The organism is Citrobacter sp. RHBSTW-00029 (assembly GCF_014104295.1).
In the GTDB taxonomy this organism is placed as follows: domain Bacteria; phylum Pseudomonadota; class Gammaproteobacteria; order Enterobacterales; family Enterobacteriaceae; genus Citrobacter; species Citrobacter youngae.
In genome coordinates this window covers 126814-150909 of record NZ_JABXRT010000001.1, presented here as the reverse complement: position 1 = coordinate 150909, position 24096 = coordinate 126814, and the positions used below count along the sequence as shown (strand labels likewise).

The 24096-nt window shown below is 54.4% G+C and carries 23 protein-coding genes; 11 read left to right on the top strand and 12 right to left on the bottom strand.

The window, feature by feature from the left end:
• Window positions 1–63: 63 nt before the first annotated feature.
• The 5 genes from argP (at window position 64) to HV041_RS00745 (ending at window position 6609) form a co-directional block, all read left to right on the top strand.
• On the top strand, window positions 64–957 hold the full coding sequence (gene argP, locus HV041_RS00765) for a DNA-binding transcriptional regulator ArgP (protein WP_003026988.1): 894 nt from the start codon (window positions 64–66) through the stop codon (window positions 955–957).
• Window positions 958–1189: 232 nt separating this feature from the next.
• Window positions 1190–3334, top strand: a complete 2145-nt coding sequence (gene scpA, locus HV041_RS00760) for a methylmalonyl-CoA mutase (RefSeq protein ID WP_048213179.1) — start codon at window positions 1190–1192, stop codon at window positions 3332–3334.
• Window positions 3327–4322, top strand: a complete 996-nt coding sequence (gene meaB / locus HV041_RS00755) for a methylmalonyl Co-A mutase-associated GTPase MeaB (protein WP_048213180.1) — start codon at window positions 3327–3329, stop codon at window positions 4320–4322. The genes scpA and meaB overlap by 8 nt, the downstream gene beginning before the upstream one ends.
• Window positions 4323–4332: 10 nt before the next feature.
• Complete coding sequence (gene scpB, locus HV041_RS00750; RefSeq protein WP_003026994.1) at window positions 4333–5118, top strand: methylmalonyl-CoA decarboxylase; 786 nt, start codon at window positions 4333–4335, stop codon at window positions 5116–5118.
• A 24-nt stretch (window positions 5119–5142) separates the two neighbouring features.
• The gene (locus tag HV041_RS00745; protein WP_165712744.1) at window positions 5143–6609 is read left to right on the top strand and encodes an acetyl-CoA hydrolase/transferase family protein; all 1467 of its coding nucleotides are present in this window, start codon (window positions 5143–5145) and stop codon (window positions 6607–6609) included.
• Here the strand turns inward: HV041_RS00745 and HV041_RS00740 are convergent.
• The 7 genes from HV041_RS00740 to epd all read right to left on the bottom strand — a co-directional run bounded on the left by HV041_RS00740 (window position 6606) and on the right by epd (window position 13868).
• A complete protein-coding gene (locus tag HV041_RS00740) occupies window positions 6606–7502 on the bottom strand; it encodes a LysR family transcriptional regulator (protein ID WP_003026999.1) in 897 nt (298 codons plus the stop codon). The genes HV041_RS00745 and HV041_RS00740 overlap by 4 nt on opposite strands.
• Before the next feature lie 123 nt (window positions 7503–7625).
• Window positions 7626–8372, bottom strand: a complete 747-nt coding sequence (locus HV041_RS00735; protein ID WP_003027002.1) for an oxidative stress defense protein — start codon at window positions 8370–8372, stop codon at window positions 7626–7628.
• Window positions 8373–8465: 93 nt separating this feature from the next.
• On the bottom strand, window positions 8466–9101 hold the full coding sequence (gene argO, locus HV041_RS00730; RefSeq protein ID WP_121585504.1) for an arginine exporter ArgO: 636 nt from the start codon (window positions 9099–9101) through the stop codon (window positions 8466–8468).
• A 189-nt stretch (window positions 9102–9290) separates the two neighbouring features.
• The gene (locus HV041_RS00725; RefSeq protein ID WP_003027007.1) at window positions 9291–10151 is read right to left on the bottom strand and encodes a small-conductance mechanosensitive channel MscS; all 861 of its coding nucleotides are present in this window, start codon (window positions 10149–10151) and stop codon (window positions 9291–9293) included.
• A gap of 191 nt (window positions 10152–10342) precedes the next feature.
• Entirely contained in the window at window positions 10343–11422 is a 1080-nt protein-coding gene (gene fbaA / locus HV041_RS00720) for a class II fructose-bisphosphate aldolase (RefSeq protein ID WP_003027029.1), read from the bottom strand.
• A 214-nt stretch (window positions 11423–11636) separates the two neighbouring features.
• Complete coding sequence (gene pgk, locus HV041_RS00715; protein ID WP_003027032.1) at window positions 11637–12800, bottom strand: phosphoglycerate kinase; 1164 nt, start codon at window positions 12798–12800, stop codon at window positions 11637–11639.
• 39 nt (window positions 12801–12839) lie between these two features.
• Entirely contained in the window at window positions 12840–13868 is a 1029-nt protein-coding gene (gene epd, locus HV041_RS00710) for an erythrose-4-phosphate dehydrogenase (protein WP_003027035.1), read from the bottom strand.
• A gap of 374 nt (window positions 13869–14242) precedes the next feature.
• Here epd and HV041_RS00705 point away from each other — a divergent pair, with 374 nt between their 5' ends.
• From HV041_RS00705 to HV041_RS00685, 5 genes are read left to right on the top strand one after another with little or no spacing between them, the layout of a single operon-like run.
• Window positions 14243–14668 carry a PPC domain-containing DNA-binding protein gene (locus HV041_RS00705; protein ID WP_101742760.1) on the top strand — a complete coding sequence of 142 codons (426 nt, stop codon included), beginning with the start codon at window positions 14243–14245 and terminating at the stop codon, window positions 14666–14668.
• A 24-nt stretch (window positions 14669–14692) separates the two neighbouring features.
• Entirely contained in the window at window positions 14693–15271 is a 579-nt protein-coding gene (locus HV041_RS00700) for an ECF transporter S component (RefSeq protein ID WP_003027040.1), read from the top strand.
• Window positions 15272–15979, top strand: a complete 708-nt coding sequence (locus HV041_RS00695; protein WP_121585032.1) for an energy-coupling factor transporter transmembrane component T — start codon at window positions 15272–15274, stop codon at window positions 15977–15979.
• Window positions 15967–16644, top strand: a complete 678-nt coding sequence (locus HV041_RS00690; RefSeq protein WP_048213187.1) for an ABC transporter ATP-binding protein — start codon at window positions 15967–15969, stop codon at window positions 16642–16644. Before HV041_RS00695 ends, HV041_RS00690 begins: the two co-directional genes overlap by 13 nt.
• On the top strand, window positions 16638–17288 hold the full coding sequence (locus HV041_RS00685; protein WP_048213188.1) for an ATP-binding cassette domain-containing protein: 651 nt from the start codon (window positions 16638–16640) through the stop codon (window positions 17286–17288). The genes HV041_RS00690 and HV041_RS00685 overlap by 7 nt, the downstream gene beginning before the upstream one ends.
• Before the next feature lie 60 nt (window positions 17289–17348).
• Here the strand turns inward: HV041_RS00685 and tkt are convergent, their stop codons facing one another.
• The gene (gene tkt, locus HV041_RS00680) at window positions 17349–19340 is read right to left on the bottom strand and encodes a transketolase (RefSeq protein ID WP_048213189.1); all 1992 of its coding nucleotides are present in this window, start codon (window positions 19338–19340) and stop codon (window positions 17349–17351) included.
• A gap of 279 nt (window positions 19341–19619) precedes the next feature.
• On the opposite strand from tkt, the gene HV041_RS00675 reads away from it, so the two are divergent.
• The gene (locus HV041_RS00675) at window positions 19620–20378 is read left to right on the top strand and encodes a M48 family metallopeptidase (RefSeq protein WP_003027053.1); all 759 of its coding nucleotides are present in this window, start codon (window positions 19620–19622) and stop codon (window positions 20376–20378) included.
• Between the two features lie 196 nt (window positions 20379–20574).
• Here HV041_RS00675 and speB read toward each other — a convergent pair whose 3' ends face one another.
• The 4 genes from speB to HV041_RS25175 all read right to left on the bottom strand — a co-directional run bounded on the left by speB (window position 20575) and on the right by HV041_RS25175 (window position 23982).
• Window positions 20575–21495, bottom strand: coding sequence for an agmatinase (speB, locus tag HV041_RS00670; protein ID WP_121585033.1), 921 nt, complete (start codon window positions 21493–21495; stop codon window positions 20575–20577).
• A gap of 142 nt (window positions 21496–21637) precedes the next feature.
• On the bottom strand, window positions 21638–23614 hold the full coding sequence (speA, locus tag HV041_RS00665) for a biosynthetic arginine decarboxylase (protein ID WP_071887384.1): 1977 nt from the start codon (window positions 23612–23614) through the stop codon (window positions 21638–21640).
• Entirely contained in the window at window positions 23607–23753 is a 147-nt protein-coding gene (gene yqgB / locus HV041_RS00660) for an acid stress response protein YqgB (protein WP_005123310.1), read from the bottom strand. The genes speA and yqgB overlap by 8 nt, the downstream gene beginning before the upstream one ends.
• A gap of 91 nt (window positions 23754–23844) precedes the next feature.
• On the bottom strand, window positions 23845–23982 hold the full coding sequence (locus tag HV041_RS25175; protein ID WP_269149342.1) for a hypothetical protein: 138 nt from the start codon (window positions 23980–23982) through the stop codon (window positions 23845–23847).
• Window positions 23983–24096: the final 114 nt, after the last annotated feature.

Sequence of the window (24096 nt, the reverse complement as noted above, 5' to 3'; positions counted from 1 at the left end):
TACCCAACCTAAATTTGTGTCATAGTGCAGAACAAGCAAAATTTTCAGGAGTGCGTCAAAGCAATGAAACGTCCGGACTACAGAACACTACAAGCACTGGATGCGGTTATTCGTGAACGAGGATTTGAGCGCGCGGCGCAAAAGCTGTGCATCACGCAATCCGCGGTTTCACAGCGCATAAAACAGCTTGAGAATATGTTCGGACAACCGCTGCTGGTGCGTACCGTCCCCCCGCGCCCTACCGAACAAGGACAAAAGCTTCTGGCACTTCTGCGCCAGGTTGAACTGCTGGAAGACGAGTGGCTGGGCGATGAACAAACCGGCTCGACGCCGCTGCTGCTTTCTCTGGCGGTGAACGCCGACAGCCTGGCAACCTGGTTACTTCCGGCGCTGGCCCCGGTACTGGCTAATTCGCCGATTCGCCTGAATCTGCAGGTTGAAGATGAAACCCGCACCCAGGAACGTCTGCGTCGTGGTGAAGTGGTCGGTGCGGTGAGTATCCAACATCAGGCGCTGCCAAGCTGTCTGGTGGATAAACTCGGCGCGCTGGACTACCTGTTTGTTGGCTCCAAACCTTTCGCCGAACGTTATTTCCCTAACGGCGTCACCCGCTCCGCCCTGCTGAAAGCCCCGGCGGTAGCGTTTGACCATCTTGATGATATGCACCAGGCGTTCCTGCAACAAAACTTCGACCTGCCGCCGGGCAGCGTGCCGTGCCATATCGTTAACTCGTCTGAAGCCTTCGTCCAACTGGCGCGCCAGGGAACCACCTGCTGCATGATCCCGCACTTACAGATTGAGAAAGAGCTGGAAAGCGGCGAGCTGATCGACTTAACGCCGGGCCTGTTCCAGCGCCGGATGTTGTACTGGCACCGTTTTGCCCCGGAAAGCCGCATGATGCGCAACGTTACCGACGCGCTGCTGGAATACGGGCACAAGGTGTTGCGTCAGGATTAAACCGTGTATTGCTCCAGAGTGCCGGATGGCGGCGTAACGCCTTATCCGGCCTACAAGCCTTTACCCTCTTTTCATGCTATTCCCGCCACGTCTTTGAAATACATCACAAAATAAAACACGCCACGCGGCAAAAAACGACGTCCTGTTGGCTATTTTTTGCTGGCGACAAGCCAAATGAAAAAGCACACCGTATTCGCAAAGATTCAACTTATTGCGTAATACGGAGCAAAAAATGGCAAACGTGCAGGAGTGGCAAACACTCGCCAACAAAGAACTCAGTCGACGGGAAAAAACCGTTGAGTCGCTGGAAAGACAGACGGCGGAAGGGATTGCCATCAAACCGCTGTACACCGAAGCGGACCTCGATAATCTGGAAGTCACGGGCACCCTCCCTGGTCTGCCGCCTTACGTGCGTGGCCCACGCGCCACCATGTATACCGCGCAGCCGTGGACCATTCGCCAGTACGCTGGTTTCTCTACCGCCAAAGAGTCCAACGCCTTTTACCGCCGCAACCTCGCCGCCGGGCAAAAAGGACTTTCCGTCGCCTTTGACCTTGCCACCCATCGCGGCTATGACTCTGACAACCCGCGCGTGGCAGGTGACGTCGGCAAAGCGGGCGTGGCGATCGATACTGTCGAAGATATGAAGGTACTGTTCGACCAGATCCCGCTGGATAAGATGTCGGTATCAATGACCATGAACGGCGCGGTGCTGCCAGTACTGGCGTTTTATATCGTCGCTGCAGAAGAACAAGGCGTAACGCCGGAGCAACTCACCGGGACCATTCAGAACGATATTCTGAAAGAGTACCTGTGCCGCAACACCTACATTTACCCGCCAAAACCTTCAATGCGCATCATCGCCGACATCATCGCCTGGTGTTCCGCCAATATGCCGCGCTATAACACCATCAGTATCAGCGGTTATCACATGGGGGAAGCCGGGGCGAACTGCGTCCAGCAGGTGGCGTTTACGCTGGCTGACGGCATTGAGTACATCAAAGCCGCGCTGTCTGCCGGGCTGAAAATTGATGACTTCGCGCCGCGCCTGTCATTCTTCTTCGGCATCGGCATGGATCTGTTTATGAACGTCGCCATGCTGCGCGCGGCTCGCTATTTGTGGAGTGAAGCAGTCAGCGGTTTTGGTGCGACTAACCCGAAATCTCTCGCTCTGCGTACCCACTGCCAGACCTCCGGCTGGAGTCTGACCGAGCAAGATCCTTACAACAACGTGATCCGCACGACCATTGAAGCGCTCGGCGCTACGCTTGGCGGCACTCAGTCCCTGCATACCAACGCCTTTGATGAGGCGCTCGGTCTGCCCACCGATTTCTCCGCCCGCATCGCGCGTAATACACAGATCATCATTCAGGAAGAGTCAGAGATCTGCCGCACCGTCGATCCGCTGGCCGGATCGTATTACGTCGAGTCGCTCACCGATCAAATCGTGAAGCAGGCGCGCACGATCATCAAACAAATTGATGAGGCAGGCGGCATGGCGAAAGCGATCGAAGCCGGGCTCCCTAAACGGATGATCGAAGAAGCTTCCGCGCGCGAGCAGTCGCTGATCGACCAGGGTAAACGCGTTATCGTCGGCGTGAACAAATACAAGCTGGATAAAGAAGACGAGACGTCGGTGCTGGAGATCGACAATGTGAAGGTGCGCAACGAGCAGATTGCCTCGCTGCAGCATATCCGTGCAACTCGCGACAATGATGCCGTTAACGCCGCGTTATCCGTGCTGACCCACGCCGCACAGCATAATGAAAACCTGTTGGCCGCCGCCGTTAACGCCGCCCGCGTTCGCGCCACGCTTGGTGAGATCTCCGACGCGCTGGAAAGCGCTTTTGACCGCTATCTGGTTCCCAGCCAGTGCGTCACCGGCGTGATTGCGCAAAGCTATCACCAGTCCGACAAATCCGCCGATGAGTTCGACGCCATCGTTGCGCAAACCGAACAGTTCCTCGCGGAAAATGGCCGCCGACCGCGCATTCTGATCGCCAAGATGGGTCAGGATGGCCACGATCGCGGCGCTAAAGTGATCGCCAGCGCCTACTCCGATCTCGGCTTCGATGTCGACCTCAGTCCGATGTTCTCCACTCCGGAGGAAATTGCCCGTCTGGCGGTAGAAAACGATGTACATGTAATAGGCGCATCGTCACTGGCGGCAGGTCATAAAACGCTGATCCCGGAACTGGTTACCGCGCTCAAAAAATGGGGGCGTGAAGATATCTGCGTGGTAGCAGGAGGCGTTATTCCGCCACAGGATTACGCCTTCCTGCACGAGCATGGCGTGGCCGCCATTTATGGCCCCGGCACGCCAATGCTCGACAGCGTTCGCGACGTATTAACCCGTATCAGCCAGCATCATGATTAACGCCGCCACGCTTGAGGATACCGTTCGTCGCTTGCGACTTGGCGAACGAGCTACGCTCGCCCAGGCAATGACGCTGGTAGAAAGCAACCACCCGCGCCACCAGCCGCTCAGTACGCAATTGCTGGACGCGATTATGCCGTTCACCGGTAACGCCCTGCGTTTGGGGATAACCGGTACGCCGGGCGCAGGGAAAAGCACCTTTCTGGAAGCCTTCGGCATGCTGTTAATCCGTCACGGATTACGGGTGGCGGTGATCGCCGTCGATCCCAGCAGTCCGGTCAGCGGCGGCAGCATTCTTGGCGATAAAACCCGCATGACGGAGCTGTCTCGCGCCGAGTCTGCGTTTATTCGCCCGGTCCCTTCCAGCGGTCATTTAGGCGGAGCCAGCCAGCGCGCCCGCGAATTAATGCTGCTTTGCGAAGCGGCAGGCTTTGACGTGGTGATTGTAGAAACCGTCGGCGTTGGGCAGTCAGAAACCGAAGTCGCAGGCATGGTGGATTGCTTTATCTCACTGCAAATCGCTGGCGGTGGCGACGATTTGCAAGGCATCAAGAAAGGTCTGATGGAAATGGCGGATCTGGTCGTCATCAACAAGGACGACGGCGAGAACCATGCCAACGTGGCCATCGCCCGCCATATGTACGAATCCGCCCTACATATTCTGCGCCGCAAATATGACGAGTGGCAGCCGCAGGTTCTGACCTGTAGCGCCCTGGAAAAACGCGGTATTGAGGAGGTCTGGCAGGCGATAACCGACTTTAAAACGTGCCTTACCGCCAGCGGTCGACTGGAAAAAGTCCGCCAGCAGCAGGCGGTGGACTGGTTACACCAGCAGGCTGAAGAAGAAGCCCTGCATCTGCTGTTTGCGCGGACTGATTTCGACCGCTATTTCCAGCAGACGCTACAGGCCGTCAAAAATAACGATCTGTCGCCGCGCACCGGTCTGCGGCACATCAGCGAATTTATCCAGCATCATTACTTTCAATAAAGAGAACATTATGTCTTATCAATATGTCAACGTGGTCATCATCCAGAAAGTCGCGGTTATTGAGTTCAACTACGCCCGCAAGCTCAATGCCCTGAGTAAAGTGTTTATTGACGATCTGATGCAGGCGCTGAGCGATCTCAATCGTGCGGACATTCGCTGCATCATTCTGCGTGCTCCGAGTGGAGCCAAAGTGTTCTCTGCCGGGCATGATATTCATGAACTCCCGACCGGACGTCGCGATCCGCTCTCCTATGACGATCCGCTGCGTCAGATAACCCGCATGATCCAAAAATATCCAAAACCGGTGATCTCTATGGTTGAAGGCAGCGTCTGGGGCGGCGCATTTGAGATGATCATGAGTTCCGATCTCATCATCGCCGCTGAAACTTCTACCTTCTCGATGACCCCGGTCAACCTCGGCGTGCCGTATAACCTGGTCGGCATCCACAACCTGACCCGCGATGCCGGTTTTCACATCGTGAAAGAGCTGATCTTTACCGCCTCGCCGATTACCGCTCAACGTGCGATGGCCGTCGGGATCCTCAACCATGTGGTCCCTGTCGACGAACTAGAGGATTTCACTCTGCAAATGGCACACCACATCTCGGAGAAAGCGCCGCTGGCGATCGCCGTCATTAAAGAAGAGCTGCGCGTGCTGGGTGAAGCGCACACCATGAATTCCGATGAGTTCGAGCGCATTCAGGGCATGCGCCGCGCGGTGTACGACAGCGAGGATTATCAGGAAGGGATGAACGCGTTTATGGAAAAACGTAAACCTAATTTTGTCGGCCATTAATCACGTCTGAGGAAGGAGACGGCCATGAAACGGATGAGCGCCGAACAGGCGGCAGAAATTATCCAGCACGATGATATGGTGGCGTTTAGCGGCTTTACCCCCGCGGGTTCACCAAAAGCGTTACCCACCGCAATTGCCCAACGCGCCTGCGAACAGCATCAGAACGGACAGCCTTTTCAGATCCGCCTGCTGACCGGAGCATCAATTGGCGCCGCCGCTGATGATGTACTATCCGCAGCGGATGCCGTTTCCTGGCGTGCGCCTTATCAAACGTCATCGGGCCTGCGCGACAAAATTAATCAGGGCCAGGTGAGGTTTGTCGATCTCCATTTGAGCGAAGTGGCGCAAATGGTTAATTACGGCTTTTTTGGCGAGATCGACGTTGCCGTCATTGAAGCCTCAGCCATCGCGCCGGATGGCCGGATTTGGCTGTCCAGCGGTATCGGTAATGCCCCCACCTGGCTGCTGCGGGCGAAAAAAGTGATCATTGAATTGAATCATTACCATAATCCGCGTGTGGCGGAGTTTGCCGATATCGTGATACCCGGTGCGCCGCCGCGGCGTAACAGCGTACCCATTTTTCATACCATGGATCGCGTAGGCAGTCAGTGCGTACAGATAGACCCCAAAAAGGTGGTTGCGGTGGTGGATACCGAACTGCCCGATGCCGGAAATGCATCGGATAAAACCAATCCGGTCAGCCAACAAATTGCCGATAACGTAGTCTCTTTCCTGCTGGCAGAAATGGCGCACAAACGCATTCCATCTGAGTTTCTGCCCTTACAAAGCGGGGTGGGCAATATCAACAACGCGGTAATGGCGCGACTGGGCGAGAACCCGGATATCCCGCCCTTTATGATGTATTCGGAGGTGTTGCAGGAGTCGGTGGTGCATCTGCTGGAAACGGGCAAGATAACCGGTGCCAGCGCCTCCAGCCTGACCATTTCAGCCCCGTCGCTACAGAAGATTTACGACAACATGGACTTCTTCGCCAGCCGGATTGTATTGCGCCCGCAGGAGATCTCCAATAACCCGGAAATCATCCGTCGGCTGGGGGTTATTGCGCTCAACGTCGGTCTGGAGTTTGATATCTACGGTCATGCCAATTCCACGCACGTTGCGGGGGTGAACCTGATGAACGGCATCGGCGGCAGCGGGGACTTCGAGCGCAACGCCTACCTGTCTATCTTTATGGCGCCGTCGATTGCCAAAGGCGGGAAAATATCTACCATCGTGCCGATGTGCAGCCATGTCGACCACAGCGAACATAGCGTTAAAGTGATCGTGACCGAACAAGGGATTGCCGATCTGCGTGGGCTATCTCCGATGCAGCGGGCGCACACGATTATCAATAACTGTGCGCATCCGCTTTACAGAGATTATTTGCACCGCTATCTGGAAAAAGCGCCCGGCGGGCATATCCATCACGATCTCAGCCATGCGTTCGATCTGCATCGCAACCTTCTCGAAACAGGCTCGATGCTAGGTTAACTTGCACTACCGTCACGATCTTCAGCAATATGCTGGAGCATGGTGGCGGTATAGCGATGATTTTTCAGCGAATAGAGAAACTCCTGCATATACATGGGACTGCCGGGCGCGTCGAAATATTTCAGCGTCGACGGGTTCACCAGCCGCCAGGCGAAGTGAGGGATCACCGTCAAAAACTGCCCGCGCTCCACCGCGCTAATCTTGGCCATAAAGCTGTACGGACGATAGATTATCGTCGGGTTGATCCCGCAGGGCCGCATGTATGCATCCAGCATCGCCTCAAAGTTGGCGCGATTCTGGAAGCGCATTTGCAGCCAGGGCAGCTCGCGCAGCAGATCCTGCGGCTGTTTTTCTTCATAGCGCCGGGAAACGAGAAACCCCAGACGCAGCGGAGGTAGTTCGCTGATCGCCAGATTTTCCAGCTCCTGCACGCGGGGGGAAACGTGCTGCGGCGAGATAATAAAATCCAGTTTGCGATCGAACAGGTTATCAATCACCCCATTCTCGCTGAATTCAACGGCCTGAGCCGTTACACCGTCATACTTGTCACCAAGGCTAATCAACTGGTCAAAAATAATCGTTGGGTAGGTATTGTCGATGCCGATAACGATTTCCCGCGAGCGGCGAGAGGCGTTATGGATTTCGTTATCAATGGCAGAAAGGCGCTGATAAACGGGAAACAGCTTCTGATACAGCTCTTGTCCTGCTTTATTCAGGCTGATGTTGTTATCTTTGCGGGTAAACAGCGTATAGCCGATTTGATCTTCCAGTGCGGCAATGCTTTTACCGAAAGGTGATGCGGTCATATGTATTTTTTCTGCCGCTCTGGCGATGTTATTGGTTTGCGCCAGCAGAATGAAATTACGCATCTTTTTCGAGATAAAAATATCCATAGCGTCCCCTTAAAAATCGCTATGGCCTATCCTCATTACGGCGAAAAAAAAGACCGGATGTGAAGTCTCATTTTTACAGTTGCTCACAGAAAAAACCCGGCTGGAAAGCCGGGTCTGCAACGATTACTGAGTTTTGGCAGGCGTTGCGGCTGGTTGCCCCGCCGTCGGCTCAATCTGGAAGACGACATCAACCTGATCGTCAAACTGAATAACCGGCTGTTCGTAGGTTTCCTGAGCAGAGGCAGCAGGTGCCGCGTCTGCCTTCATCATCCGTACCATCGGGCTAGGCTGATAATTGGAAACGTGGTAGCGCACGCTGTACACCGGGCCAAGTTTGCTATTGAAGCCCGCGGCCAGCTGTTCCGCCTGATGAATGGCATCATCAATTGCCGCTTTACGCGCTTTATCTTTGTAAGCATCCGGTTGGGCAACGCCAAGCGATACCGAACGGATCTCATTCAGACCAGCCTTCAGCGCGCCATCGAGCAGAGCGTTAAGTTTGTCCAGCTGACGCAGCGTGACTTCAACGGTGCGCACCGCACGATACCCTTTGAGGATACTTTTACCATTCTGGTAGTCGTAGTCCGGCTGGGTACGCAGGTTGGCAGCGCTAATGTCTTTCTTCGCTATCTGATTCTGTTCAAGGAAGGACAGATATTGCGCCACGCGCTCATCGGCCTGCTTCTTCGCTGAAGCTGCATCCTTGGCAGCAACGTTCACTTCAATTGCCAGCGTGGCGATGTCTGGGGTCGCATCCACGCTTGCTGTTCCGGAAGTCACGATGTGCGGTCCATTTGGCAACTCATTTGCCTGTACCGATAGTGCGCTGAATCCGACTAATGCCGCCAGGGCCATTATTTTGAACTTCACGGTCGTTCCTCCATGTTTCATTAATTACCCCGAAACTCAGGGCACATGCAGGCAAGCTTAGCCGATCTCGCTGCGTTGTCCATCAGACAACACTTAGTTGAACAACGCATGAACGTGCGCAACACCTTCTTTTGCCAGTTGAAAAGCGATAAACCACATCACTAATCCTACCAGGGTATTGATGATGCGCTGTGCTTTAGCCGTGCGCAGACGCGGAGCCAGCCAGGCCGCCAGCAATGCCAGACCGAAGAACCACAGGAACGAAGCGCTGACGGTTCCCAGCGCAAACCAGCGCTTAGGCTCAACGTCCAGTTGCCCCCCCAGACTCCCCAGCACCACAAAGGTATCCAGGTAAACATGGGGATTGAGCCATGTCACCGCCAGCATGGTGGCGATGATTTTCCAGCGCCCCTGCTTCATTACTTCGGCGCTGGCCAGTTCCAGGTTACTGCTCATCGCCGTTTTTAACGCCCCGAAACCGTACCAGAGTAAAAAAACCACCCCACCCCAGGTGACAAGCGCCATCAGCCATGGTGACTGCATCAGCAAGGCGCTACCGCCAAAGATCCCCGCGCAAATTAGCACTAAATCGCTGATAGCGCAGAGTAAAGCAATCATGATGTGATACTGGCGACGAATGCCCTGGTTCATCACGAAAGCATTTTGCGGACCGAGCGGAAGTATCATAGCCGCACCAAGTACAAGCCCTTGAAAATAATACGATAACACGTTAATCATCCCGAACTGTTTCTCTTAGGAGCAGACTATAGCGCGGGGAAAACATTAGCGGAAATGGATAATTTTAATAAGGGATAAGAGGAATTAATACCAGGAGGAAAATGCCGGATGACGGCTAACGCCTTATCCGGCCTACAAAACCTGTGGGCCCGGTAAGCGATAGCGCCACCGGGCACGCGATTACTCTGCCGCGCGCTCTTTCACACGCTTGAAGTTCACATCCATCTGCGGATACGGGAAGCTGATGCCGTTAGCATCGAACTCGCGCTTAATGCGTTCCAGCACATCCCAGTAGACACTTTGCAGATCGCTGCTGTTGCTCCAGACGCGTACGACGAAATTAATTGAGGAAGCCCCCAGCTCATTCAGGCGCACCGTCATTTCACGGTCTTTAAGAATGCGATCTTCCGACTGAATGATATCAGTGAGGATTTTTTTCACCTGATCGATATCAGAGTCGTAAGCCACACCGATAATAAATTCGTTACGACGAACCGGTTCACGAGAGAAGTTAATGATGTTCCCGGCAATAATTTTGCCGTTTGGGATCACAACAATCTTACCGTCTACGGTACGCATAGTGGTGGAGAAAATCTGCACGTTGAGTACGGTTCCCGCTACGCCGCCGAGATCGACATACTCACCTGCGCGGAACGGACGGAACATCACCAGCAGGACACCTGCGGCGAGGTTAGACAGGGAGCCTTGCAACGCCAGACCGACGGCTAAACCTGCGGCACCGAGAACGGCGATCACGGAGGCAGTTTGCACCCCAACGCGGCCCAGCGCGGCAATCAGCGTGAACGCGATAATACCGTAACGCACCAGTGCAGAGAGGAAGTCAGCAACTGTGGCATCAATTTTACGCGCCAGCATCAGGCGGTTAACGGTATTTGATACAATGCGCGCCACGATCATACCGATAATGACAATCGCGATGGCCGCAACGATGTTGACGGCATAGCTCAACAGCAGTTCCTGGTTACGCACCAGCCAGGTGCCCGCACCGTTTATGCTGTCGACAACATTCAAATCTTCCATTCACTATTCCTTTTTTGCTTACCCAAACGGGAGAAATAAAGCCGCCCTGACGGGACTGGCAACCTGACAAGGGTAAACAATAAAGCCGGATTTTGCCAAACAGATCACAGAATTCTCTGTCAGCAGCACATTGGCATAGCAATAAAAAAGGCCCGCATTTGCGGGCCTCATGTCACGTGGAACGGCGTAAATTACAGAACGTCAACCGCGTTCAGTTCTTTGAAAGCCTGTTCCAGACGGGTGATCATGGTTGCCTGACCAGCACGCAGCCATACACGCGGATCGTAGTATTTCTTGTTCGGCTGATCTTCGCCTTTCGGGTTACCCAACTGGCCCTGCAGGTAAGCTTCGTTTGCTTTGTAGTAGTTCAGAACGCCTTCCCAGGTAGCCCATTGGGTATCGGTGTCGATGTTCATTTTCACTACGCCGTAGCTTACGGAGTCTTTGATTTCCTGAGCAGTAGAACCGGAACCGCCGTGGAAGACGAAGTTCAGGCTGTTGTGCGGCAGGTTATGTTTCTTAGAAACATAGTCCTGAGAGTCGCGCAGGATGGTCGGGGTCAGAACGACGTTACCCGGCTTGTAAACGCCGTGTACGTTACCGAAGGAAGCTGCGATGGTGAAACGCGGGCTGATTTTGCTCAGCTCGGTGTATGCGTAATCAACGTCTTCCGGCTGGGTGTACAGTGCAGAAGCGTCCATGTGGCTGTTGTCCACACCGTCTTCTTCGCCACCGGTGCAACCCAGTTCGATTTCCAGAGTCATGCCCATTTTGGACATGCGCGCCAGATATTTGGAGCAGATTTCGATGTTCTCTTCCAGAGACTCTTCAGACAGGTCGATCATGTGAGAAGAGAACAGCGGTTTGCCGGTTGCTGCGAAGTGTTTTTCACCCGCGTCCAGCAGACCGTCGATCCACGGCAGCAGTTTCTTAGCGCAGTGGTCAGTGTGCAGGATAACCGGAACACCGTAGTGTTCAGCCATCTGGTGAACGTGATGTGCGCCAGAGATAGCACCCAGGATTGCAGCACCCTGAGGAACGTCGGACTTCACGCCTTTACCCGCGATGAAAGAAGCACCACCGTTGGAGAACTGTACGATTACCGGCGCTTTAACTTTTGCAGCGGTTTCCAGTACGGCGTTGATGGAGTCGGTACCAACGCAGTTAACAGCTGGCAGAGCAAAGTTGTTTTCTTTAGCTACCTGGAAAACTTTCTGTACGTCATCACCAGTGATTACGCCTGGTTTTACGAAATCAAAAATTTTAGACATATTACGAGTCCTGTATCTTCGGCCGTTGTACACATCATCCTTCAAGCCGCCTCATCGTTGGCTGCCCTCGCTCGCCCCAGTCACTTACGTAAGTAAGCTCCCGGGAACTCACTCTGTTGCCGCCTTGATGCAACTCGAATGATTTTGTGTAAAGAATTGAAGCGTGCTCTAAAGCGCGCTGAAATAAGGGCAGGTTTCCCTGCCCATTAAAGTCTTACTTTTTAGCACGCTCTTCGAGCATGGCTACTGCTGGCAGTACTTTGCCTTCCACGAATTCGAGGAACGCGCCGCCGCCAGTAGAGATGTAGGAGATTTTGTCAGCAATGCCGAACAGGTCGATTGCTGCCAGGGTGTCACCGCCGCCTGCGATAGAGAATGCTTCGCTGTCTGCGATGGCATTAGCAACGATTTCAGTACCTTTGCGGAAGTTCGGGAATTCGAACACGCCAACCGGGCCGTTCCACAGAATGGTTTTCGCATTCTTCAGAATGTCAGCCAGCTGCTGTGCAGAAGCGTCGCCGATATCCAGGATCTGCTCGTCTTCTTTTACATCGCTAACGGATTTCAGGGTAGCCGGTGCGGTTTCAGAGAATTCAGTCGCTACGCGAACGTCGGTCGGGACCGGGATGTCGCAAGTGGTCAGCAGACGCTTAGCTTCATCAACCAGGTCAGCTTCGTACAGGGATTTACCCACGTTGTGGCCTTGAGCAGCAACGAAAGTGTTCGCGATACCACCGCCAACGATCAGCTGGTCAGCGATTTTTGACAGAGAATCAAGAACGGTCAGTTTGGTAGAAACTTTAGAACCACCAACGATAGCAACCATCGGACGAGCAGGTTCTTTCAGTGCTTTACCCAGTGCATCCAGCTCGGCAGCGAGCAGCGGACCTGCACAAGCGACATCGGCGAATTTACCGATACCATGAGTAGACGCCTGCGCACGGTGAGCAGTACCGAAAGCGTCCATAACGAATACGTCGCACAGAGCAGCATATTTTTTGGACAGTGCTTCGTCGTCTTTCTTCTCGCCTTTGTTAAAGCGAACGTTTTCCAGAACAACCAGTTCACCGGCAGCGACTTCAACGCCGTCCAGGTAATCTTTTACCAGGCGAACCGGAGCAGACAGTTTGTCTTTCAGGTAGTTAACAACCGGCAGCAGAGAGAATTCTTCGTTGTACTCGCCTTCGGTAGGACGACCCAGGTGGGAAGTTACCATCACTTTAGCACCCTGTTTCAGGGCCAGTTCGATGGTCGGCAGGGAAGCACGGATACGCGCATCGCTGGTTACTTTCCCTTCTTTAACTGGTACGTTCAGGTCCGCACGGATAAAAACGCGTTTACCAGCCAGATCCAGATCGGTCATCTTAATTACAGACATGGTGAATCCTCTCGTTGATTCATAAAGTTTTGTCGACGCTCAAGCGTCGAGCCTGAAACCAATAGCAGCCATCGCTAACGTCGTGTCGAGCATACGGTTAGCAAAGCCCCATTCATTATCACACCAGACCAGCGTTTTGATCAGGTGAGCGCCACTCACGCGCGTTTGCGTGCCATCAACGATGGCGCTGTGCGGGTCGTGGTTAAAATCTACTGAGACCAACGGTAATTCCGTATAGTCAACTATACCATGAAATGCACCTTGTGCTGCTTTTTGCAGCAACTGGTTGACTTCACTGGCTTTTACTGGTTTTTTCACCGTCACGCTTAAGTCGATCGCCGTCACATTTATGGTCGGTACACGCACCGCTATCGCTTCAAAACGATCGTTAAACTGCGGGAAAATTCGCGTGATGCCCGCCGCCAGTTTGGTATCAACCGGAATGATCGACTGGCTGGCCGCTCGCGTGCGACGCAGGTCAGGATGATAAGCATCAATAACCTGCTGATCGTGCATCGCGGAGTGGATCGTGGTGACGGTACCAGACTCAATGCCGTAAGCATCATCCAGCAATTTGATGACGGGTATTATGCAATTCGTGGTGCAGGAGGCATTGGAAACGATCCGGTGCTCAGCGCGCAGCTGATCCTGATTAACGCCAAACACAACGGTTGCGTCGATGTCGTGACTACCAGGATGTGAAAAGAGCACTTTCTTTGCGCCGGCGGCAATATGCGCCTCGCCGTGTTCGCGGCTGCCGAAGACCCCCGTACAATCCAGCACAACGTCGACACCCAGTTCGCGCCACGGAAGCGCATCGAGCGTTCGCTCATGCAGAATGCGGATCGCGTCATCGCCAACGATGAGCTGGTCTCGTTCCTGACGAACATCCCAGGCAAAACGCCCATGGCTGGTGTCATATTTCAACAAATGCGCCATGCCTGCAGCATCCGCCAGTTCGTTGATTGCCACCACGGTGATTTCCGCCCGACGCCCGGATTCATATAAAGCACGAACCACGTTGCGTCCGATGCGACCGAAACCATTAATCGCTACGCGTACGGTCATAGGTCTCCTGCAAGGATTTCTCAGAAACGATGTGGCAGACAGAGTAATGCAGCAAATCGCTCAGGGAAACCTTACCTGTCGCAAACTGCGACTAATTGGTTAATTGTCGAACATTTAATCGACTGAAACGCTTCAGCTAGAATAAGCGAAACGCGGAATAAAAGGAATGATTGTCCAGCAACAGAACACAGTTATCTGACTTACGTCACATTTTAACGTCCTTCAACGCGACTTTTATTCCATATTCCAGAATTACGAATAACCGTAGCAAGATTATTTCGTTGCCATGTCACAAATCCTGATTTATATCAGAAAGCTCCCTAACCCGCGTCTATATTATCAGCGCAACGTCCGAGTCTCGGAGTCCCTCAACTATGACAACATTCTATCCCCAACCTTCTGAAGCTCGCTTTCATGCGCTGCGTTTATTACCGGGCCAGGAAGTCTTTTCAGCGCTACACGCTTTTATCCAGCAACATCAACTACAGGCAGCCTGGATAGCGGGTTGCACCGGCAGTTTGACCAACATTGCTCTGCGCTTCGCCGGACGTGAAGAAACCACATTACTTACGGGTACGTGGGAAATTATCTCTCTGAACGGCACGCTGGAACTTACCGGCGAGCATCTCCATCTGGCGGTTGCTGACCCACACGGCGCGATGCTGGGCGGACACATGATGCCGGGCTGTACCGTGCGAACCACGCTGGAGCTGGTGATTGGCGAGTTGACGTCTCTGGCATTCAGCCGTCAGCCCTGCGCCGTTTCCGGTTATGACGAACTGGTTATTTCATCCCGCTAACGCTTCACTTATACGAGGTCTTTTATGGCGCGTCGCCAATTTTCCAGCCAGTCTCTGGTTCTTATTGTCATTGCTATCGCCATCAACATGGTCGGTGGGCAGCTTATCAGCATGTTGAAATTACCTATTTTTCTCGACTCGATTGGCACGTTGATCAGCGCGGTGCTGTTAGGCCCGGTTGTGGGGATGCTAACCGGATTACTCACTAACCTGTTGTGGGGGTTACTGACCGATCCGATCGCCGCCGCCTTTGCGCCCGTCGCCATGGTTATTGGACTGGTCGCCGGTTGGCTGGCACGGGCAGGATGGTTTCGCACCTTACCCAAAGTCGTGGTCAGCGGCGTAATTATCACGCTTGCCGTGACCCTCGTTGCCGTGCCGATTCGCACGACTCTGTTCGGCGGTGTCACCGGCAGCGGTGCGGATCTTTTTGTCGCCTGGATGCACTCGGTCGGTCAGAACCTGGTGGAGTCCGTCGCCATTACCGTCATCGGAGCGAATCTGGTCGATAAAATCCTTACGGCAATCATCGTCTGGGTGCTGCTGCGACAACTTCCGCTGCGCACCACGCGCCATTTCCCTACGATGTCTGCCGTGCGTTAAATGCATCCGTTTACGTCGTTAACTCTGTGGGCGCTTGCCGCCTGCTCCACGCTCCTGCTGCCAGCCGGAGTGCCGCTCAGCTTGTACAGCGCCGCGACGTTTGTCGGTTTGCTATGTATGAAGGCTACGCGGTCGCGGGCGAAATACGTACTCTGGCTGATGATCCCCTTAGGACTGGGGCTATGGCTGGTACACGGCGGATGGCTTACCGAGTGGATTAGCGGGCAGCCGCGCGCACCAGAACGCTGGGCCGATGCCGTTACGCTCTGGCTGCGGATCCTGGCCATTGTGTCGACATCGCAGATGTGGATGCAGTACGTGCCGGTTGCGCGTTTTATGCGCGCCCTGTTTGCTTCACGCCTGCCGCCAGGCGTTGCCTATCTGTTCGCAGGCCCGCTGCTGGTGGTTGAACAGCTCAAACGCCAGTTGGCGATTATTCACGAGGCTCAGCGCGCACGCGGCGTACCGCTGGATGAATCCTGGTACCAACGTTTACGCGCTATGCCTGCATTAATTGTGCCGCTCACCCATAACGCGCTCAATGACCTGGCCGTTCGCGGTGCAGCACTCGATATGCGCGGATTTCGCCTGCATCGCACTCGCACCACGCTGTGGGCGCCGCCAGACAGCACCTTACAACGTCTGGCCCGCTACGGTATGGTGGTTCTAATGGCGGTTGAGACAGGAGTCTGGATATGGTTACGTTAGAGCAGTTTCGCTATATTCCGACGCACGCTATGCGGCCATCCGCCTATTACGATTTCCATTACGCCAGGCCTGGTATGGTGGCTATTTTTGGTGAGAACGGCAGCGGGAAAAGTACGCTGGCACAGCTGATGGCTGGCTGGTACCCCGACTTCCTTCCGGGAGAAATTGAGGGCACAGGCACGCTACTGGGTAATCCCATCGGGAAACTGTCGCTGGTCGAGCAGTCGAGTACCATCCAGCTTGTGCAGCAGTCACCTTACCTGCAGCTTTCAGGTTGTACTTTCAGCGTGGAGGAAGAAGTGGCGTTTGGCCCGGAAAATCTCTGCCTTACCGAGACTGAAATTATGCAGCGCATAGATGCCGCCCTTACGCTGACGGAATGTCAGCCTCTGCGCCATCGTCATCCCGGCACCCTTTCCGGCGGGGAAACCCAGCGGGTAGTCATTGCCAGCGCACTCGCCATGCAGCCGAAAATATTGCTTCTGGATGAAGCGTTCAGTCGCCTGACGGCGCAAGCCACGGCAATGCTGCTGGCTCGACTGCAGCAGTGGGCACAGGAACAGCATGCTTTGGTGATACTTTTCGAACGCAACCCTTCACCTTTTCTCAGCTACTGTCAGCAGGCATGGCAGCTACGCGACGGAGCATTGTCATCACTATGCTAACGCTAAACCAGGTCAGCTATCGCTGGCCGAACGCCGCCGATGACTGTTTACGCAATATTTCGCTGGAACTCCAGGAGGGGGAATGGCTGGCGCTAACGGGCGATAATGGCGCAGGAAAATCCACGCTTTTGCGCATCATGGCCGGGCTACTGACGCCCTCATCCGGCACAATAACCGTTCAAAATCGTGCGATTGCGCAACTGAAAAACCGGGAGCGCGCCAGGGTGCTCGGCGTACTGTTTCAGGAAGCGGAGAATCAAATCTTTCACAGCAAGGTTGCAGAGGAAGTGGCCTTCGGATTACGGCTACAGAAGCTTCCGGCGACTGAAATTGCGCAACGCACGATGGCGGCGCTGCGATTATGTCAGTTAGAGGATGTCGCCGACGCGCACCCGCTCGATCTGCATACTGCACAACGACGTATGATTGCCGTCGCCAGTCTGGAAGCCCTCGAACCTGCTATTCTACTGCTGGATGAGCCCAGCCGGGACTTTGATGCGCACTGGCTTGGCGTCTTTGAAAACTGGCTGGCAGTGTGTCGTACGCGTGGCGCCAGCGTTGTGGCGATCAGTCATGACGCAGCATTTACGCAGCGCCATTTTTCGCGCGTAGTACGTCTTGAAGCAGGTCAGCTACGCACGTAACTCCCCTGATAAGCAAAAAAACGGGCCGCCTGAGCGACCCGTTTTCACCTGTAATCGAAATTACAGCAGTTCTTTTGCTTTCGCGACCACGTTGTCTACGGTGAAGCCGAATTCTTCAAACAGCAGTTCTGCCGGTGCAGACTCACCAAAGGTAGTCATACCGACGATAGCGCCGTTCAGGCCCACGTATTTGAACCAGTAGTCAGCAATGCCAGCTTCGATAGCGACGCGAGCAGAGACGGCTTTCGGCAGTACGGATTCACGGTAAGCCGCATCCTGCTTGTCGAATGCATCGGTAGACGGCATGGAAACCACGCGCGCTTTCACGCCTTCAGCGGTCAGTTTGTCCCAGGCAGCCACGGCAAGTTCAACTTCAGAACCGGTGGCGATGAAGATCAGTTCCGGCTGACCCGCGCAATCTTTCAGCACGTAGCCACCGCGAGCGATGTTCGCCAGCTGCTCTGCGGTACGTTCCTGCTGTGCCAGGTTCTGACGGGAGAGGATCAGCGCGGTCGGGCCGTCCTGACGCTCAACACCGTATTTCCATGCTACTGCGGATTCAACCTGGTCACACGGACGCCATGTGCTCATGTTCGGGGTCACACGCAGAGAAGCAACCTGCTCTACCGGCTGGTGAGTCGGGCCATCTTCACCCAGACCGATAGAGTCGTGAGTATAGACCATCACCTGACGCTGTTTCATCAACGCAGCCATACGCACCGCGTTACGGGCATATTCCACGAACATCAGGAAGGTGGAGGTGTACGGCAGGAAACCACCGTGCAGGGAAATACCGTTGGCGATAGCGGTCATACCGAATTCACGTACACCGTAATGGATGTAGTTACCGGCAGTATCTTCGTTGATGGCCTTAGAACCAGACCACAGAGTCAGGTTAGACGGTGCCAGGTCAGCAGAGCCGCCGAGGAATTCAGGAAGCCAAGGACCGAAGGCTTCAATCGCGTTCTGAGACGCTTTACGGCTGGCGATTTTCGCCGGATTAGCCTGCAGCTTAGCAATGAATTCGTTGGCTTTCGCGTCGAAGTCAGACGGCATTTCACCTTTCATACGACGGGTGAATTCAGCAGCTTCCTGCGGGAAAGCTTTGGCATAAGCAGCAAACTTCTCGTTCCATGCGGCTTCTTTTGCCTGGCCGGCTTCTTTCGCATCCCACTGCGCGTAGATTTCAGACGGGATTTCGAACGGCGCGTATTTCCAGCCCAGCTGTTCGCGGGTCAGTGCGATTTCTGCATCGCCCAGCGGTGCACCGTGAGAGTCGTGGGTACCGGCTTTGTTCGGAGAACCGAAACCGATGATGGTTTTGCACATCAGCAAGGACGGTTTGTCGGTCACTGCGCGTGCTTCTTCAACAGCGCGTTTAATGGCGTCAGCATCGTGACCATCTACACCACGAATCACGTGCCAGCCGTAAGCTTCGAAACGCTTCGCGGTGTCATCGGTGAACCAGCCTTCAACGTGGCCATCGATAGAGATGCCGTTGTCATCATAGAACGCAACCAGTTTACCCAGTTTCAGCGTACCGGCCAGGGAACATACCTCGTGAGAGATACCTTCCATCATGCAGCCGTCGCCCATGAAAGCATAGGTGAAGTGGTCAACGATGTCGTGACCAGGACGGTTAAACTGCGCCGCCAGCGTTTTTTCAGCGATAGCCATACCCACTGCATTCGCAATGCCCTGACCCAAAGGACCGGTCGTGGTTTCAACACCCGCGGTGTAACCCACTTCCGGGTGACCCGGCGTTTTGGAGTGCAGCTGACGGAAGTTCTGCAGCTCGGACATCGGCAGATCATAGCCGGTGAGGTGCAGCAGGCTGTAAATCAGCATTGAACCGTGGCCGTTAGACAGCACGAAGCGGTCACGGTCAGCCCAGGACGGGTTAGTCGGGTTGTGGTTCAGGAAATCACGCCACAGGACTTCGGCAATGTCAGCCATACCCATCGGGGCACCCGGGTGACCGGATTTGGCTTTCTGTACTGCGTCCATGCTCAGCGCACGAATAGCATTGGCAAGCTCTTTACGTGAGGACATTTTGACTCCAGATCGGATAATGAAGGCCACGCCCTAAACGACTTGACGACAGCGCGTTTTGGGCTACGCCGGAAAAAAGTGCCAACAATGTAACCCAAGCCGCGTGTCATGTACATGGAGCATCCTTTTGCCGCTTCAGAAATCTCTGGATCATGCGCGCAAGTTGCGCAATCTTCTCGCCCGCTTATTGTTCTTTTCTTTATACTTAGGCCGAGCGTCGGTTCACCTGTAAACGACGCATTTTTTAGAATAATCCTGACCTTGTGCGGAAGAGAAAAAATGAAAATTCGCGCTTTACTGCTTGCTACGAGCATGGCGGCGGCATTGACCGGCTGCCAGAACATGGACTCAAACGGACTGCTTTCCTCAGGCGCAGAGGCTTTCCAGGCCTACAGTCTGAGCGATGCGCAGGTAAAAGCGCTGAGCGATCAGGCCTGTAAGGATATGGACAGCAAAGCTACCATCGCCCCGGCTGGCAGCGAGTATGCAACGCGTCTTGGCAAAATCGCCGCCGCGCTTGGCGATAACATTAACGGCCAGCCGGTGAACTACAAAGTGTATATGGCGAAAGATGTGAATGCCTTTGCCATGGCGAACGGCTGTATCCGCGTATACAGCGGCCTGATGGATATGATGACCGACAACGAAGTCGAAGCGGTGATCGGCCACGAAATGGGTCACGTTGCGCTGGGCCACGTGAAAAAAGGGATGCAGGTTGCGCTGGGTACGAACGCCGTGCGCGCAGCTGCGGCTTCCGCTGGCGGTATTGTCGGCAGCCTGTCGCAGTCGCAATTGGGCGATCTTGGCGAGAAACTGGTGAACTCGCAGTTCTCCCAGCGTCAGGAATCCGAGGCGGATGATTACTCGTATGATCTGTTGCGCAAACGTGGGATCAATCCGGCTGGCTTAGCCACCAGTTTTGAGAAACTGGCAAAACTGGAAGCAGGACGTCAAAGCTCAATGTTTGACGATCACCCGGCATCCGCAGAACGTGCGCAACATATTCGCGATCGCATGAGCGCAGACGGGATCAAGTAATCTTCGAACCGTGCCGGATGGCGGCGTGAACGCCTTATCCGGCCTACAGAATTACAAATTTTGTCCAGCGATCGGGCGTTATTGGCGAAGCCAGTTTGAGACCGGACAGCGCACAGCCACCGGAGCGTACACGTAGTACGTGAGGATGGCGAGCACTGCCCGGGTTCAAAATGGCGAGTAAAATAGCCCGAAACCGTTACTCGCCTTTCTTAGCCGCCTGGATATAGAGCATTTCTAACGCTAACGTTGCCGCCGCCAGTGCGGTGATCTCTGACTGATCGTAGGCCGGAGCCACTTCAACAACATCCATCCCGACGATGTTCAGATCTTTCAGACCACGTACCAGTTTTATCGCGCGATCGGACGTCAGGCCGCCGATCACTGGCGTACCGGTTCCTGGTGCAAACGCCGGATCCAGACAGTCGATATCAAAAGTCAGATACACCGGCATATCACCGACAATCTGCTTAACCTGGGCGATAATGTCATCTACGCCACGATCGTTGACCTGGCATGCATCCAGCACGGTAAAGCCGTTGTCTTTGTCGAACTCGGTACGAATACCGATCTGCACAGAGTGATTTGGATCGATCAGACCTTCGTTCGGCGCAGTGTAGAACATGGTGCCGTGGTCGAATTCGCAGCCGTTCGCGTAGGTGTCGGTGTGAGCATCAAAGTGCAGCAGCGCCATTTTACCAAAGTGCTTGGCGTGCGCACGCAGCAGCGGCAACGTAACAAAGTGGTCGCCGCCAAAGGAGAGCATGCGCTTACCGGCAGACAGCAGCTTCTCAGCATGCGCCTGCAGTTTTTCACTCATTTCACGCGCATCCCCGAACGCATAAACCAGATCGCCGCAGTCCACCACGTTCAGGCGCTCGCGCATATCGAAGTTCCACGGGAAGCGGTTGTGCTCCCAGGCCAGGTTGGTGGATACCTGACGGATCGCCGCCGGGCCATGGCGGCCGCCCGCGCGACCTGACGTTGCCATATCAAACGGTACGCCGGTGATCACCCAATCGGCGTCGCTGTCGTAAGGCATGAAGTTCATCGGCAGACGCAAAAAACCAAAGGCGTTAGAAACCAGGGAGTTGTCGTATTGATGACCTAAGGTGCTCATGTACTGACCTCTTTTAAAATCGGTGAAAAAAAATCCCCTCCGCGTCGTTAAGCCCGACGAGGAAGGGATTGATTTACGTGACTACTTGTATGGGCGAATTATCGCCGTTAATTTGCCCAGGTTCAAGCGAACCCGAGCAGCCTTACTCGTCTTCGAGATAAGTGTATCCGTACAAACCTGCTTCGAACTCTTCGAGGAATTGCTGTTGCAGCTCAGCATCCAGATCGGTTTTTTTCACCTGGTCACGGAACTGCGTCAGCAGGGTGTTCGGATCCAGCTGCACGTATTGCAGCATATCCGCCACGGTATCCCCTTCGTCGGACAGCTCAACTTCCACGCTGCCGTCAGGGAAGACGAACACGTCAACCGCTTCGGTATCACCAAACAGGTTGTGCATGTTACCGAGGATCTCCTGATACGCCCCCACCATAAAGAAGCCCAGCATCGGCGGATTTTCCGGGTCGTATTCCGGCATCGGCATGGTCGTCGCAATCCCATCGCCGTCAACGTAATGGTCGATAGCACCGTCGGAGTCACAGGTAATATCCAATAGCACCGCACGACGCTCTGGCACCTGATTCAGTCCTTCGAGCGGCAGTACCGGGAACAGCTGATCGATCCCCCATGCATCCGGCATCGACTGGAACAGGGAGAAGTTGACGTAGATCTTATCCGCCATACGCTCCTGCAGTTCGTCGATAATCGGACGGTGTGCACGGTTGCTCGGGTCGAGCTGTTTCTGCACGTCATGGCACATGTTCAGATACAACTGCTCTGCCCACGCACGCTCCTGCAGGCTGAAGGTGCCTGAAGAGTAACCCACGTGAATATCATGCAGATCCATCTGGCTGTCGTGCAGCCATTCGCGCAGCGAGCGACGGGTTCCCGGCTCGTGCATCTCTTGCCAGGTTTCCCACATGCTTTGCAGGGCACGCGGTGCATCTTCAGCCGGCGGTGTGGCTTCGGTGTGTTCGCTACGCTCAACGCCGATAATGTTAGACACCAGCACAGTATGGTGCGCGGTAACCGCACGACCAGACTCGGTGATGACCGTCGGATGCGGCAGACCATGCTCTTCACAGGCATCGCCAATGGCCCAGATGATGTTGTTGGCGTATTCGTTCAGGCCGTAGTTTACGGAGCAGTCAGACTGCGAACGGGTACCTTCGTAGTCCACGCCCAGACCACCGCCGACGTCGAAGCACTGGATATTCACGCCCAGCTTGTGCAGCTCAACGTAGAAACGCGCTGATTCACGTACGCCGGTGGCGATATCACGAATGTTCGCCATCTGCGAACCGAGGTGGAAGTGCAGCAACTGAATGCTGTCCAGACGACCGCGCTCGCGCAGTATTTCCACCAGTTGCAGCACCTGGTTTGCCGCCAGGCCGAATTTTGATTTCTCTCCGCCGGAAGACTGCCATTTACCGGACCCCTGCGATGCCAGACGCGCACGCACGCCCAGACGCGGAACCACATTCAGACGTTCAGCTTCATCCAGCACGATAGCGATTTCAGACATCTTCTCGATGACCAGATAGACCTTATGGCCCATCTTCTCGCCAATCAACGCCAGACGGATGTATTCACGGTCTTTATAGCCGTTACACACGATCACGCTACGGGTCATTCCGGCATGGGCCAAAACGGCCATCAGTTCAGCTTTGGAACCGGCTTCCAGCCCCAGCGGTTCGCCGGAGTGGATCAGCGATTCAATCACGCGACGATGCTGGTTGACCTTGATCGGGTAAACGAGGAAATAGTCGCCGTTGTAACCGTAAGATTCACGGGCGCGTTTAAACGCGGCGTTAATCGAACGCAGTCGGTGTTGCAGGATCTGCGGGAAGCAGAATAATGCAGGCAGACGCTGGCCCTGCGCTTCACGGGCTTTCACCAACTCAGCAAGGTCAACGCGCGCTTCTGGTACGTCCGGATCCGGGCACACGCTGATGTGGCCCAGCTCATTGACGTCATAGTAGTTATTACCCCACCAGGCAATATTGTAAGTACGCAGCATCTTGCTGGCTTCCTCGGAACTCATTGCAACCTCCTGCATGGAGCGTAGTACACCGTGTTCGCCTGCTGACGAAGGCGAACCCAAAGAAATGTCGTCAGACATAGCGAACCTCAATTTTATTAACAAGTGTAAAACAGTTGACTACTATCGCAATCCATAGACGCGATAACAACCCAAATACAGGCAGAATTTCCAGCAGATAGTGCTGACGCTCCGACTGTGCGACCGGTTTCTTTTTCATATCAATGTAAACACGTAACCGAACTTAATGCTGACGGTTCGGCGAAACCACGAGAAAACTCTTGTTTACCAAGAGCGCCCTTGTTCAGTTCTTAGTGACCGTTACCGGCCCTGGAGTCCTGAGAAGCGCCGAGATGGGTATAACATCGGCAGGTATGCAAGATGCAGATTGCGGGGGACATATGTACACCAGAACGGTGCGACAGATTCAGCAGAATACAACGGTTCATTATCTCGTATCACCTCCACGGTTGCTCCTGACGGAACGAACCCACAAGCCAAAGCTAAAGTGTTAACCCGGCTGGAAGTGGCAACACGATGAAAACGTCGTGTGCTTTTGTATG

Coding starts and splice junctions, on each gene's coding strand:
- HV041_RS25175 (WP_269149342.1), bottom strand. CDS start 23,982: ATGAACCGTTGTATTCTGCTGAATCTGTCGCACCGTTCTGGTGTACAT.
- epd (WP_003027035.1), bottom strand. CDS start 13,868: ATGACCGTACGCGTAGCGATTAATGGTTTCGGTCGCATCGGACGCAAC.
- HV041_RS00740 (WP_003026999.1), bottom strand. CDS start 7,502: ATGGATATTTTTATCTCGAAAAAGATGCGTAATTTCATTCTGCTGGCG.
- HV041_RS00745 (WP_165712744.1), top strand. CDS start 5,143: ATGAAACGGATGAGCGCCGAACAGGCGGCAGAAATTATCCAGCACGAT.
- argP (WP_003026988.1), top strand. CDS start 64: ATGAAACGTCCGGACTACAGAACACTACAAGCACTGGATGCGGTTATT.
- tkt (WP_048213189.1), bottom strand. CDS start 19,340: ATGTCCTCACGTAAAGAGCTTGCCAATGCTATTCGTGCGCTGAGCATG.
- speA (WP_071887384.1), bottom strand. CDS start 23,614: ATGTCTGACGACATTTCTTTGGGTTCGCCTTCGTCAGCAGGCGAACAC.
- HV041_RS00705 (WP_101742760.1), top strand. CDS start 14,243: ATGACAACATTCTATCCCCAACCTTCTGAAGCTCGCTTTCATGCGCTG.
- meaB (WP_048213180.1), top strand. CDS start 3,327: ATGATTAACGCCGCCACGCTTGAGGATACCGTTCGTCGCTTGCGACTT.
- yqgB (WP_005123310.1), bottom strand. CDS start 23,753: ATGAAAAAGAAACCGGTCGCACAGTCGGAGCGTCAGCACTATCTGCTG.
- HV041_RS00685 (WP_048213188.1), top strand. CDS start 16,638: ATGCTAACGCTAAACCAGGTCAGCTATCGCTGGCCGAACGCCGCCGAT.
- HV041_RS00725 (WP_003027007.1), bottom strand. CDS start 10,151: ATGGAAGATTTGAATGTTGTCGACAGCATAAACGGTGCGGGCACCTGG.
- scpB (WP_003026994.1), top strand. CDS start 4,333: ATGTCTTATCAATATGTCAACGTGGTCATCATCCAGAAAGTCGCGGTT.
- HV041_RS00675 (WP_003027053.1), top strand. CDS start 19,620: ATGAAAATTCGCGCTTTACTGCTTGCTACGAGCATGGCGGCGGCATTG.
- speB (WP_121585033.1), bottom strand. CDS start 21,495: ATGAGCACCTTAGGTCATCAATACGACAACTCCCTGGTTTCTAACGCC.
- scpA (WP_048213179.1), top strand. CDS start 1,190: ATGGCAAACGTGCAGGAGTGGCAAACACTCGCCAACAAAGAACTCAGT.
- fbaA (WP_003027029.1), bottom strand. CDS start 11,422: ATGTCTAAAATTTTTGATTTCGTAAAACCAGGCGTAATCACTGGTGAT.
- HV041_RS00690 (WP_048213187.1), top strand. CDS start 15,967: ATGGTTACGTTAGAGCAGTTTCGCTATATTCCGACGCACGCTATGCGG.
- HV041_RS00695 (WP_121585032.1), top strand. CDS start 15,272: ATGCATCCGTTTACGTCGTTAACTCTGTGGGCGCTTGCCGCCTGCTCC.
- HV041_RS00700 (WP_003027040.1), top strand. CDS start 14,693: ATGGCGCGTCGCCAATTTTCCAGCCAGTCTCTGGTTCTTATTGTCATT.
- pgk (WP_003027032.1), bottom strand. CDS start 12,800: ATGTCTGTAATTAAGATGACCGATCTGGATCTGGCTGGTAAACGCGTT.